Origin of the sequence: Micromonospora sp. R77, from assembly GCF_022747945.1 — a bacterium.
Lineage (GTDB): Bacteria > Actinomycetota > Actinomycetes > Mycobacteriales > Micromonosporaceae > Micromonospora.
On sequence record NZ_JALDST010000001.1, the window covers coordinates 6,327,722 to 6,340,898 of the forward strand.

General features: G+C 74.0%; 8 protein-coding genes and 1 pseudogene. 4 read left to right on the forward strand and 5 right to left on the reverse strand.

Annotation, left to right across the window (positions count from 1 at the left end; translation table 11 throughout):
* Positions 1-72 precede the first annotated feature (72 nt).
* Entirely contained in the window at positions 73-1,347 is a 1,275-nt protein-coding gene (locus MRQ36_RS29260) for a condensation domain-containing protein (protein ID WP_242799969.1), read from the reverse strand.
* A 47-nt stretch (positions 1,348-1,394) separates the two neighbouring features.
* Here MRQ36_RS29260 and MRQ36_RS29265 point away from each other — a divergent pair, with 47 nt between their 5' ends.
* Both MRQ36_RS29265 and MRQ36_RS29270 read left to right on the forward strand, forming a co-directional pair.
* Positions 1,395-2,348 carry a ferritin-like domain-containing protein gene (locus tag MRQ36_RS29265; protein ID WP_242799970.1) on the forward strand — a complete coding sequence of 318 codons (954 nt, stop codon included), beginning with the start codon at positions 1,395-1,397 and terminating at the stop codon, positions 2,346-2,348.
* A 32-nt stretch (positions 2,349-2,380) separates the two neighbouring features.
* On the forward strand, positions 2,381-3,376 hold the full coding sequence (locus MRQ36_RS29270) for a methyltransferase (protein ID WP_242801440.1): 996 nt from the start codon (positions 2,381-2,383) through the stop codon (positions 3,374-3,376).
* A gap of 34 nt (positions 3,377-3,410) precedes the next feature.
* Here MRQ36_RS29270 and ddaH read toward each other — a convergent pair whose 3' ends face one another.
* The 4 genes from ddaH to MRQ36_RS29290 form a co-directional block, all read right to left on the reverse strand.
* A complete protein-coding gene (gene ddaH / locus MRQ36_RS29275; protein WP_242799971.1) occupies positions 3,411-4,181 on the reverse strand; it encodes a dimethylargininase in 771 nt (256 codons plus the stop codon).
* A 66-nt stretch (positions 4,182-4,247) separates the two neighbouring features.
* The gene (locus tag MRQ36_RS29280) at positions 4,248-5,447 is read right to left on the reverse strand and encodes a cytochrome P450 (protein WP_242799972.1); all 1,200 of its coding nucleotides are present in this window, start codon (positions 5,445-5,447) and stop codon (positions 4,248-4,250) included.
* Positions 5,448-5,498: 51 nt separating this feature from the next.
* Positions 5,499-5,915, reverse strand: coding sequence for a VOC family protein (locus MRQ36_RS29285; RefSeq protein WP_242799973.1), 417 nt, complete (start codon positions 5,913-5,915; stop codon positions 5,499-5,501).
* A 31-nt stretch (positions 5,916-5,946) separates the two neighbouring features.
* Positions 5,947-6,627, reverse strand: coding sequence for a 4'-phosphopantetheinyl transferase superfamily protein (locus MRQ36_RS29290; protein ID WP_242799974.1), 681 nt, complete (start codon positions 6,625-6,627; stop codon positions 5,947-5,949).
* Between the two features lie 168 nt (positions 6,628-6,795).
* Between MRQ36_RS29290 and MRQ36_RS29295 the strand changes: the two are divergent.
* Both MRQ36_RS29295 and MRQ36_RS29300 read left to right on the forward strand, forming a co-directional pair.
* Positions 6,796-11,280, forward strand: a pseudogene (locus MRQ36_RS29295) (amino acid adenylation domain-containing protein); the annotation flags it as partial.
* Between the two features lie 238 nt (positions 11,281-11,518).
* A complete protein-coding gene (locus MRQ36_RS29300; RefSeq protein ID WP_242801443.1) occupies positions 11,519-13,153 on the forward strand; it encodes an amino acid adenylation domain-containing protein in 1,635 nt (544 codons plus the stop codon).
* Positions 13,154-13,177 lie beyond the last annotated feature (24 nt).

Genomic DNA, 13,177 nt, shown 5'->3' on the forward strand with positions numbered 1-13,177 from the left:
ACTTGGCTTCTCTGCTATATGCGAGCGTTTGCGAGTATGTGCTCAGAGGTTTGCAGGCGGTCGCGGAACTTGTCAATAGGCGTGACTGACCCGGGACAGCCGGAGCCCGGGCTCGGCCGCCACGGCGGTGGCCAGTTCGACGTACCCGGCCAGGAAGTCGGCCGCCGCGGTGCCGTCGCCGGCCTGGAACAACACCGCCTGCAGACGCTGCTCACCCACCGGGGCGAGGGCCAGCTCGAACGGGAACCGACTGCCGATCTCCGTGGGCACCACCAGTTCGAAGTGGACGTCGCCCGCGCTCAACCGGTGCCGTACCGGGGTCATCACGTTGAACATCACGTCGTCGGCCCGCCCACCCCCGGTGTCCACCAGGTCCCCGGGCAGCAGCTGGAACGGCAGCTCCTGGTGGGTGAACGCGCCGATCACCGTGCCGTGCACCTCGCGGAGCAGATCGGTGAACCGGTGCGCCCGCCCGGGACGCGCGCGCAGCAGCACCATGCCCGCCAGCAGACCCACCGTCTCGCGCAGCTCCGGCCGGTCGCGGTTGGCGAACATCGAGGCCACCGCCAGGTCGTCCTGGTCGGTCGTCCGGTACAGCTGGGCGTGGAAGAGCGCGAGCAGCACCGCGAACATGGTGGTCCGCTCCCGCAGGGCCAGCTCCCGTAACGTGGTCACGGTGGTGGCCGGCAGGTCGGCGGCGACCGACCGGCTCGCCCCCTCGGTGATGCCCAGCGCGTCGAGCCGGGGCACCCGGGCCCCGGCGAGCTGGCGTCGCCAGTACTGCTGGTGGCGGCCGAGCCGGTCGGTGCCGAGCATTTCCTGCTGGGCCCGGGCGAAGCGGGCCGCGGACCAGCCCGGTGCGGGCAGGGTCGCGCTCCCGCCGGCCGCCCGGTCGTAGCAGGCGACCAGGTCGCGCAGCAGGATGCCGGTGGACCAGGCGTCGGTGACCAGGTGGTGCAGGTTCAGGCAGAGCAGGTGCTCGTCCGGGCCCTGCCGCCAGACGGTGACCCGGGCCGGCCACCGCTCCGGATCGATCCGGGTGCGCAGCTCGGCGGTGAGCGCCTCGGTCGCCGCCTGCGCGGAGGCGACCTCGTGCCAGGTCACCTCGGGCTCGCCGGGCGGGTGGACGCGCTGCACCAGGCGGGCGCCCCGGCCGTGGAAGGTGGTCCGCAGCGACTCGTGCCGCGCGGCGAGCGCGCCGAGCGCGGTGTGCAGCCGGTCGGGGTCCAGCGGCCCGGTGAGCCGGCAGACCACCGGGCAGTTCAACGCTCCGAAGTCCTCGCGGTAGTGCTTGATCATCCACAGCAGCCGCTGGGAGACCGACGCTCGTGTTTCGGTTGTTTCCACAACGCGAGGATAGTCTTTACGAGCCTTGGCCACTACTGTCTACGAGTATGGGCGAGCTGACCGTGGGATCGTCGGTGGGAGTGCGGCTCACCTGGGACTACGAGCCGACCGACTCCCGCACCGGCGCGCTCTACCAGCGTGCCAAGCAGATGCAGTGGAGTGTGGACGACGTCGACTGGCGGCTGCCCGTGGAGTTCGGGTCGCCGCTGCCGGACGACTCGGCGTTCGCGATGACCGCCTTCGCCGCCTCACCGCTGGCCCGGCGCGGGCGCCCCGCCTGGGACGCGTTCCGCTGGGAGCTGCAGGCGTGGATGGTCAGCCAGTTCCTGCACGGTGAGCAGGCCGCGATGGTGGTGGCGAGCCGCCTGGTCGAGGTGATGCCCGACCTGGAGAGCAAGTTCTACGCCACCACCCAGGCGGTGGACGAGGCGCGGCACGTCGAGGTCTTCTCCCGTTACCTGCGCACCCACGTCCCGCACCCCTACCCGGTGTCCGAACCGCTGCTGCTCATGCTCACCGACATCCTCGGCGACCCGCGCTGGGACGTGGTCGCCCTGGGCATGCAGATCATGGTGGAGGCGCTGGCGATGGCCGCGTTCCGGCTGGCCGGCAACACCTTCCACGACGACCTGATCAAACGGATCACCACCCTGGTGGCCCGCGACGAGGCCCGGCACGTGTCGTTCGGGGTGCTCGCGCTGGGCGGCCTGTACGACTCGATGACCTCGGCCGAACGCGCCGAACGCGAGGACCTGGTGCTGGAGTCGGCGGCACTCATCCGACGCCGGTTCCTGCTCGCCGACATCTGGGACCGGCTCGAGGTGCCGCTGCGCGAGGGCACCGACTTCGCCGCCCACCACGAGCTCATGATCGCGTACCGGCAGGCGATCTTCTCCCGGGTGGGCAACGCCCTGGGCCAGATCGGGCTGCTGACCCCGCGGGTCCGCACCGGCCTGGAACGCCTCGACCTGATCCGCTTCACGGAGGGTGCGACCCGTTGACCGACCAGCACACCGCACGCCGCCGCCTGCCGATGGACCTGCCGTCGGTGATGCGACTGGCCGAACTCGGCGACTTCATCATCCCGCTGACCCTGCGCGCGATCTGCGACCTCGGGATCGCGGACCTGCTGACCGACGGACCCGAGCCGGTGGAGAAGCTGGCCGCCGCCGTCGACGCGGACGCCGCCACCCTCGCCCGGCTGCTGCGGGCGCTCGCCGCCAAGGGCATCTTCACCGAGGTGGAGCCGGGCACCTTCGGGCTGACCGCGCTGGCGCAGCCGCTGCGCTCCGACCACCCGCTGTCGCTGCGCGACGTCTACACGCTGCTCGCCTCCGACCTGCAGGCGTGGGCCGCGCTGCCGCACAGCGTCCGCACCGGCGAACCCGCCTTCGACCGGGTGCACGGCACCGACTACTGGAGCTACCTGGCCGACCACCTCGACGAGAGCGTCCGGGTGGACCGGTGGATGCACAGCATCAACCGGCTGCACCTGCGGACCGTGCTGCCGGCGTACCCGTGGGCCGAGCTGTCGCACGTGGTGGACGTCGGCGGCGGCAACGGCGGCTTCCTGGCCGGGCTGCTGAGCCGGTTCCGCACCCTGCGCGGCACCCTGTTCGACCTGCCGCACGTGGTGGCCGGCGCGGAGGAGCTGCTGGCCGAGGCGGGGGTGCGGGACCGGTGCGTGGTGACGCCGGGCAGCTTCTTCGACTCCGTCCCGGCCGGCGCGGACGCCTACCTGCTCAAGACCGTGCTGCCCGGCTTCACCGACCCGCAGGTGACCACCGTGCTGGGCAACCTGCGCGCGGCGATGCCGGCGCACGGACGGGTGCTGCTGCTGGAGGCGGTGCTGCCGGCCGGCGACACGTACGACGTGGCGAAGCTCTTCGACGTGCACACCCTGGTGCTGACCGGCGGGCGGCACCGCACCGCCGAGGAGACCGAGCGGCTCTGCCGGGCGGCCGGGCTGCGGCTGGCGGAGGTACGGCCCACCCCCACCCTCACCGTGCTGGACCTCCGCCCGGCCTGACCGGCAGGCCGCGCCCCCGCTGCCGGGGCGCGGCTCAAGGCGCCGGGATCAGCACGCTCAGGCAGGTGACGCAGCCCTCCAGCTTCTCGTACTCACTGATGTCGACGACGACCGGCGTGAAGCCGAGCTCGGCCACCAGCGCCGCGGTGCGCGGCGCCGACGCGGCCAGCAGCACGAGATCGTCCCCCAGCGGTACGACGTGGCAGCCGGCCTCCTCGTCGACCGCGCGCACCGGCCGCCCGAGCGCGTCCGCGTCGAACAGGTCCGGCAGCGCGAGGAGGGTGCCGTCCGGCAGCGCCGTCACGGCCGATTTGAGGTGCAGCACCTCGCGCAGCGGGACCGGGACCACGGTGCGCCCGCGGGACGCCAGGTGGGCGCGGAGCTGGTCGACACCCGCGTCGTCGGTCCGGCCGCCCCGGCCCACGTACACCGTGGTGCCGACCTGCAGCACGTCGCCGCCGTCCAGCGTGCCGGGCACCTCGACCCGGACGACCTCCAACCCGGCCTCGCGTACCGCCTTCTCCGCGCCGGGCAGCTCCGGGCGGCGTTCCGGCGCACCCGGCCGGCTGAGCACCGCCAGCCCGTCGCAGACCACGACGGTGTCCTCGACGAACACCGCGTCGGGGCACTGGTCAGCCGGGTCGACCTCGCGCACCTGCCAGCCGGCGTCGGCGAGCGCCGCCCGGTACGCCGCGTGCTGCCGCCGGGCGAGCGCGACGTCCACGTCGCTGCGCTCGATGTGGGTGACCAGCCCGTCGGCCAACCGGTCGCCGGGGCGCCGGACCAGGGCGATGCCTCGCGTCATGCCGCCAGTCTGCCCGCCCGTGCCGGCAGGGTTCAAGGTCCACCCGCGGCCGGCCGGACGCGGCCGTCAGGCCGGGGTCAGGGCGAGCGGGACGGTCGCGTACGCCCGGAACGGGGTGTCCTGCTCGCGCACCGCGGGGCCGGCCGGTTCGATCGCCGTGGTGCGCCGCAGCATCCACTCGAACACCACCTGCGCCTCGGTGCGGGCCAGGAACGCGCCGAGGCAGAGGTGCCCGCCGCCGCCGAAGGTCACGTGCTGGTTCGGGGTGCGCCCGACGTCCAGCCGCGCGGGATCGGGGTGCACGGTCTCGTCGTGGTTGGCCGAGCCCAGCATGAGCACCAGGACCCGCCCGGCGCGGATGGTCCGCGACCCGATCCGTACCGGCTCCCGGACCAGCCGCGCGGTGCCCTGGATCGGCGCCTCGAAGCGCAGGAACTCCTCCACCGCCGACGGCACCAGCGACGGGTCCGCGCGCAGCCGGCGCAGCTCGTCCGGAAAGCGCATCAGCGCGGCGAAGCCGTTGGTGATCAGGTGCACGGTGGTCTCGAAACCGGCGAAGAAGGAGAACACCGTGTTGTCCACGATCTCGTCGTGGGTGAGCCGGTCGCCGCCGTCCTCGGCCCGCAGCAGCGCGGAGAGCAGGTCGTCGCCGGGCTCGGCCCGCCGCTGGTCGAGCAGCGACCCGATGTACGACCGCAGCCAGGTCACCGAGTCGTGGGCGTTCGCCCGGTCCCGCTCCGGCACGATGGCGCTGAACGCCCGGCCGAGGCGCATCGCGTGCCGCCGCACGTCGTCGTGCGCGGCCGGCGGGATGCCCATCAGCTCGGAGATCACCAGCACCGGCAGCGGATACGCCAGGTCGTTGACGATGTCCGAGTAGCCGCTGGCCAGCCCCGGCGCCATCAGCTCCTCGACGAGCTTCTCCATGTAGGTCCGCAGCCGGCGCACCACGGCCGGGGTGAAGGCGCCGCTCATCAGCCGGCGCAACCGGACGTGGTCCGGCGGGTCGCGGTAGAGCATGATCCGGCCGAAGAAGTCACCGGCCGGGCCTGCGCCCACCGACATCTGGTGGTACGCCTCGGGGAACTCGCTGCCCAGCCGCGGGTCCTTCTGCAACGCCACCACGTCGGCGTGCCGGGTGACCCCCCAGCTGCCGGGGCCGAACCGGCACAGCGGCCCGGCCGCCCGCAGCCGCGAATAGGTCGGGTACGGGTCCTCCCGTACCGCGGGGTCGAGGGCATCGAAACGAGGAGGCAGACCGTCCATGCCCGTCAGTCTGGGACGCGAGCGCGTCTTCGGGCAAGTGTCTGCGAGTGTTTACTGGTCTTCGGTGGGGCGGTAGCTGCCGAAGCTCCAGATGTGTCCCTCCAGGTCGATCGCGCCGTAGTCGCGGGAGCCGTACGAGGTGTCGTGCAGCTCGTAGAGGAGCTTCGCCCCGCCCGCGACGGCACGGGCGTGGTGCTCGTCCACGGCGGCGTCGTCGCCGACGCAGACGTAGACGCCCTGGCTGGTGCCCGTGAGGTCGAGCGGGCTGGACATGCCGAGGGCGTCGTGCGGGCCACCGCCGCCGAGCTGGATCGTCCCGCTGCCGAAGCGCAGCTCGGCGTGCACCACCTGGCCGTCGACCACCGTGACGTCGTGCCGCTCGAACCCGAAGGTGTCCACCAGCCAGTCGACGGCGGCGGTGGGGTTCCGGTAGCGCAGGAACGGGATGACCGGAGAGAACTCTGCCATGTCTCCTCTTTTCTCTGGTGTTCGCCACACTCTAGCCAATGACGGTGTGCGGGACCTCCAACGTGGCCAGCGCGCCGAGGAAACCCTCGCCGGCGTCGACGTCGCTGAGGTGCACCGGCAGCTCCGGCGCCGGTCGGTCCGTCCAGGACAGCACCCGGGGTGGCTCGGTCGGCCCGCTGACCGTCAGCGTCGCGGGCGCCACCGTCAGACCGTCGCCGGTGGCCTTGAGCACCGCCTCCTTGCGGGTCCAGTACCGCACGAACGCCGCCGTGCGCCCCGCCGGCGGCACCGCGTCGAACACCGCCCGCTCCACCGTGGACAGGGCGGTGACCGGCGGTTTCGCGCCTCGGAGCGCGATCTTCTCCACGTCCACGCCGCACCGGACGCCGAGCGCCGCGGCCACCGCGACCCGGCCGGCGGAGTGCGAGACGGAGACGTGTACGACACCGTCCGGCGTGGCCACCTCCAGCCGTCCGTGCGGGCCGGCGCAGGTGCGGCAGACGGCGCGGAAGGTGATCGTCGACGGCGCCGGGCCCCAGCCCTCGGCCACCAGCAGCCGGGCGGTCGCCCGGCCCAGCACGAACTCGGCCCGGGACACGGCGTGGCGCAGACCGGCGGCGCGGGCGCGCTCGGCCGGGTCCAGCAGGCCGAGCAGATCGTCGGTCCCGGGTCCGACGGTGGCCTGACGGAGCAGGCACTGGACTGTGTTCATGAGTCTCCGCGAGCTTGTATTTACTTGTATTCGAACTAGTATCTGGACTCGGTTGAAGAGTCGTTGGTAGCTTATCGCCAGCCACCCGTGTGCGGGAGGTCGGCCGAGTGAGGAGACACGACGTTGGACCTTGCCGTCGGCGCTGAAGCCCTGCCCACCCTCGACGACATGCGCGCCGATGTCGCGGAACTCCTCGGTGCCGAACCCGCCACCATCGGCGACGACGACGACCTCCTCGGTCTGGGCATGGACTCCATCGCGGTGATGCGGCTCGCCGGCCGCTGGCACAGCCGCGGTGCCGCGGTCACCTTCGGCGAGCTGATCCAGCACCGGACCCTCGGCCAGTGGCACGGACTCGTCCGGCCCGCCGAGCCCGCGCCGGCCGTGGCGGTGGTCGACGAGTCCGCCCCGTTCCCCCTGGCCACCATGCAGCAGGCGTACTGGGTGGGCCGGGCCGACGGGCAGCCGCTGGGTGGGGTGGGCGCGCACTTCTACAACGAGTTCGACGGCCACGGCGTGCAGCCGGACCGGCTGGAGAGCGCCGTCCGGGCGGTGCTGCGCCGCCACCCGATGCTGCGCGCCGAGTTCCGCGCCGACGGCACCCAGCGCATCCGCCAGACCGACGGCTGGCCCGGGCTCACCGTGCACGACCTGCGGGAACTGGCACCGGCCGAGGTGTCCGACCGGCTCGCCGCACTGCGCGACGAGATCGCCCACCGCCGGCTGCGGGTCGAGGACGCGGAAACCCTCGACGTACGGCTGTCGCTGCTGCCCGACGGCGCCACCCGGATGCACGTGCACGTCGAGATGCTGGTGGCCGACGCGCACAGCTTCCGGCTGCTGCTCAGCGACCTGGCCGCCTGCTACCGGGACCCGGACGTGGTGCTGCCGACGGCGGCCATCACCTTCCCGGCCTACCTCGCCACCCTGGCCGAGGCACCCGACGCCGGCCGGGACACCGCGCGCGCCTACTGGCAGCAGCGGCTCGACACCCTGCCCGGCCCGCCCGAACTGCCCCTGGCCACCGACCCGGACGACGTGCACGGCCACCGGGTCATCCGCCACCACCGCTGGATCACCCCCGAGGAGCAGGCCACCCTGGAGCGCCGGGCCGCCGCCTGCGGCCTGACCCTGTCGGTGGTCTTCCTCAGCGCCTTCGCCGAGGTGCTGGCCGCCTGGAGCGGGTCGAGCCGCTTCCTGCTCAACCTGCCGATGTACGACCGCCGCCCGATCCACCCGGACGTGGAGCGGCTGGTCGGCGACTTCACCAACCTGATCCTGTTCCAGGCCGACGTCGACGGCGACCCGTCGTTCGCCGGCCGCGCCCGCGCCCACCAGAGCCGGCTGCGCGCCGACGCGGCACAGACCGCGTACACCGGGATGGACGTGCTGCGCGACCTGGCGCGCACCCGCGGCGGCCGCCCGCTCGGCGCCCCGGTGGTCTTCACCAGCGCGCTCAGCCTGGGCGAACTCTTCGACGCCTCGGTACGGGAGTGCTTCGGCACGCCCGGCTGGACCATGTCGCAGACGCCGCAGGTCTGGCTGGACCACCAGATCACCGAGCGGGAACAGGGCCTCTACCTGCACTGGGACGTGGTCGCCGAGCTCTTCCCGGACGGCCTGGTCGCCGACATGTTCGCCGCCTACCTGCACCTCGTGGACTGGCTGCTGGACCCCGCCACCGACTGGTCCGCCCCGGCGCCGATCGTCCTGCCGGAGCGCACCCGCGCCGTGCGGGCCGCCGCCAACGCCACCACCGGCCCGGTGACCGACCGGCCGCTGCACGCCGACTTCTTCACCCGGGCGGTGGCCGAGCCCGACCGGCCGGCGGTGCGTACCGGCGACCGCACACTCACCTACGGCGAGGTCGCCGGGCGGGCCCAGGCGCTGGCCGACGAGCTGACCGCCGGGGGCCTGCGGCCCGGCGAACCGGTCGTGATCACCCTGCCCAAGGGGCCGGAACAGGTGATCGCCGTGCTCGGCGTGCTGCGCGCCGGCGGCGTCTACGTGCCGGTCGGCGTCGACCAGCCGCCCGCCCGCCGCGACCTGATCCTCGCCGCCGCCGGAGCCCGGCGCACCGTCACGGCGGTGCCGCGGACCCCGGTCGCGCTGCGCGACGACGCGCCCGAGGTGGACCCGGCGCAGCCGGCGTACCTGCTGTTCACCTCCGGCTCCACCGGCGTGCCCAAGGGCGTCCGGGTGCCCCACCGCGCCGCCCGCAACACCCTCGACGACCTGGTCGAACGCTTCGGGATCGGCCCCGGCGACGGGGTGCTGGCGGTCTCCGCGCTCGACTTCGACCTGTCGGTGTTCGACATCTTCGCCCTGCTCTCCTCGGGCGGGTTCGTCGTCACCATCACCGAGGACACCCGCCGCGACCCCGCCGCCTGGGCCGACCTGGTCCGCCGCTGCGACGTCACCGTCTGGCAGTCCGTACCCGCGCTGCTGGACCGGCTGCTCACCGCGGCCGACGGTCCGCTGCCGCTGCGCATCGCGCTGCTCGGCGGCGACTGGGTGGGCCTCGACCTGGCCGGCCGGCTCGCCACCGCGGCACCCGGCAGCCGGCTCGTCGCGCTCGGCGGCACCACCGAGACGTCCATCCACTCCACCGTCGTGGAGGTGCCGGTGCCGCCGCCCGCGCACTGGCGGTCCGTGCCGTACGGGGTGCCGCTGCGCAACCAGCGGATGCGGGTGACCGACGAGCAGGGCCGGGACCGGCCCGACTGGGTGCCCGGCGAACTGTGGATCGGCGGCCGCTCGGTGGCCGACGGCTACCACGGCGACCCCGAGCGCACCGCCCGGCACTTCGTCGAGCACGACGGCGTGCGCTGGTACCGCACCGGCGACCTGGCCCGGTACTGGCCGGACGGCACCGTGGAGTTCCTCGGCCGCCGCGACTTCCAGGTGAAGGTCAACGGCCACCGGATCGAGCTGGGGGAGATCGAGGCGGCGCTGGAGAGCGACCCCCGGGTCACCCGCGCGGTCGCCACCGCCCTGCCCACCCCGGCGGGCACCGTGCTCGGCGCGGCGGTCACCTGCACCGGCACCCCGCCCGACGCCGCGGACCTGCGCCGGGCCCTCGCCGAGCGGCTACCCACCTACATGGTCCCGCCGGTGCTGGTGGTGCTGGACGACCTCCCGCTGTCGGCGAACGGCAAGATCGACCGGCGGCGGCTGCCCGAGCTGATGACCGCGGCCACGCCCGACGCGACGGAGGAGCCGGCGGGCGAGATCGAGACCACGGTCGCGGCGCTCTGGGCCCGGCTGCTGAACGTGTCGACCGTCGGGCGCGGCGACAACTTCTTCTCCCTCGGCGGCGACAGCCTGACCGCCACCCGCCTGCTCGCCGCGCTCGACGCCGCGGGACTCGCCGGCGCCCAGCTGCGGCACCTGTTCAGCGCCCCCACCCTGAGCGGCTTCGCCGCCCGGCTGACCCGGGTCGCCGCGCCACCGGCCACCACGCTGGTCGCCGACCCGGCGCACCGGCACGACGAGTTCCCGCCCACCGACGTGCAACGGGCGTACTGGCTGGGCCGCACCGACGACTTCGCGCTCGGCGGCGTCGGCTCGCACTGGTACTGGGAGTTCGACGGCACCGACGTCGACCTGCCCCGGCTGGAGCAGGCGGTCAACACCCTCGTCGGCCGGCACGAGATGCTGCGCGCGGTGTTCACCGCCGACGGCAACCAGCGGATCCTGCCGTCCGTGCCGCCGATGCGGATCACCGTCCACGACGGCGCCCACGAGCTGGCGCCGATGCGCGACCGGCTCTCCCACCGGGTGCCGGCCCCCGACCGGTGGCCGCTGGTCGAGATCGAGGCGGTACGCCACGGCGACGGCCAGGTCCGGCTGGCGTTCAGCTTCGACTACATCGTGCTCGACGCGCTGAGCATCGTGATCTTCTTCAGCGAACTGTCCACCCTGTACCGCGAGCCGACCGCCGCGCTGCCCCCGCTCGGCGTGTCGTTCCGCGACTACGTGCTCACCGCCGGCCCGAGCGAGACCGAGCAGGAGAAGGCCGCCGCCTACTGGCACGGCCGCCTGGACGACCTGGCCCCGGCCGCGCAGCTGCCGCTGGCCGTCGACCCCGCCACCGTGGTGTCGCCGACCTTCCGCCGCCGCGAGCGCCACCTGTCCCCGGACCGGTGGGCGGCGATCACCGCCACCGCCCGGGCCCACCGGCTCACCCCGGCGGCGGTGCTGGCCACCGCGTACGCGGAGGTGCTGTCGGCGTACAGCGGGCAGGACCGGCTCACCCTGAACCTGACCATGTTCCAGCGCCGGGACGTCCACCCGGACATCACCGCGATCCTCGGCGACTTCACCTCGCTGCTGCTCACCGGATACCGGGCCGCCGACGGCTGGCTGGAAACCGTACGGGCCCTGCAGCAGGACCTGTGGGACGGCCTGGAGCACAACGCGGTCTCCGCGCTCTGGGTGCTGCGGGAACTGGCCCGCCGGCGCGCCGACGGCGCGGTCACCATGCCGATCGTGTTCACCAGCGCGCTCGGGGTGGCCGCCGAGCTCACCGACATGCGGTTCCCGTTCGGGGAACTGACCTGGGGAGTCTCCCAGACGCCGCAGGTCTGGCTGGACAACCAGGTGATGGAACGCGACGGCGGCCTGGCCTACAACTGGGACAGCGTCGACGAGCTGTTCCCGGCCGGGCTGGTCGACGACATGTTCGACGCGTACACCACCATGCTGGACTGGCTCGCCGAGGGCGCCTGGGACCGGCCGCTGCCGGACCTGCTGCCGGCCGCGCAGCGCGGTCCGGGCGGCGGTCAACGACACCGCGGGCCCGCTGCCGGCGCACACCCTGCACGCGCCGTTCTTCGCCCGGGCCGCCGCGGAGCCCGACCGGCTCGCGGTGGCCGGCGACGGCACCTCGGTGAGCTACGGGGAACTGGCCGACCGGGCGCTGCGGATCGCCGGCGCGCTGCGCCGACACGGGGTGACGCCCGGCGACGCGGTCGCCGTCACCGTGCCGCGCGGGGTGACCCAGATCGCCGCGGTGCTCGGGGTTCTGGCGGCCGGCGCGTCGTACGTACCGGTCAGCGTGGACCAACCCGCCGCCCGCCGGGACCGGATCCACGGCATCGCGGGCGTCACGGCCGTGGTGGGCGTCGGCGGCATCGACCCGGACGGGGACGCGGAGCCGCTGGACGCGCCCGTGCCGGTCGACCCGGACAGCCTCGCCTACACCATCTTCACCTCCGGCTCCACGGGCGAGCCGAAGGGCGTGGAGCTCACCCACCGGGCCGCGGTGAACACCGTCACCGACATCAACGACCGCTACCGGATCGGGCCGGACGACCGCGTCCTGGCCGTCTCCGCGCTCGACTTCGACCTCTCCGTGTACGACATCTTCGGCCTGCTCGCCGTGGGCGGCGCGGTGGTGGTGCTGGCCGACGAGGACCGCCGCGAGGCCCGGCACTGGGCGCGCCTGGTCGCCGACCGGCAGGTGACCGTGTGGAACTCCGTGCCGGCGCTGCTGGACATGCTGCTGGTCGCGGCCGGCGACGCGCCGCCGCGCAGCCTGCGGCTGGTGCTGGTCTCCGGCGACTGGGTCGGCCTCGACCTGCCCGGCCGGCTGGCCGACGTGGCCCCCTCGGCCCGGTTCGTCGCGCTCGGCGGCGCCACCGAGGCGGCGATCTGGTCGAACGCCCACGAGGTCGGTGCCGTCCCGCCGCACTGGCGTTCCGTCCCGTACGGCACGCCGCTGCGCAACCAGCGCTACCGGGTCACCGACGGGCGCGGCCGGGACTGCCCCGACTGGGTGCCCGGCGAGCTGCGGATCGGCGGGGCCGGCCTGGCCCGTGGCTATCGCGGGGCGCCGGAGGAGACCGCCCGGCGGTTCGTCACCGACGAGCACGGCGACCGCTGGTACCGCACCGGCGACCTGGGCCGCTACTGGCCGGACGGCACGCTGGAGTTCCTCGGCCGGACCGACTTCCAGGTCAAGGTGCGCGGCCACCGGATCGAGCTGGGCGAGATCGAGGCCGCCGCGCTGGCCGACCCGGGCGTCACCGCCGCCGTCGCGGCGGTGGTCGGCGAGGGACCGGCCCGGCGCATCGCGCTCGCCGTGCTCGGCACGGCGCCCACGGACCTCGCCGACCGGCTGCCCGGCTACATGGTGCCCGAGCACGTGGTGGAGCTGGAACAGCTGCCGCTGAGCGCCAACGGCAAGGTCGACCGCCGCGAGGTCGGCCGGCTGCTCGCCGCGACCGGACCGGTCGACCCGGCGGCGGACGAACCACCCCGGGGACCGACCGAGGAGACCATCGCCGCGCTCTGGGCGCAACTGCTCGGCTGCCCGGTGACGCACCGCCGGCACAGCTTCTTCGCCCTGGGCGGCGACAGCCTGCTCGCCACCCGCCTGCTGGAGCTGCTGCGGCAGCGGCTCGGGGTGGAACTGACCCTGCGGCAGTTGTTCGCCGCGCCGGCCCTGGCCCAACTCGGCGCGGTCGTGGACGAGCAGACCGAGGACGCGGCCACCGTGAACGTCGAGGAGGGTGTCATATGACCGAGCACGCCAACGCCTCGGCCG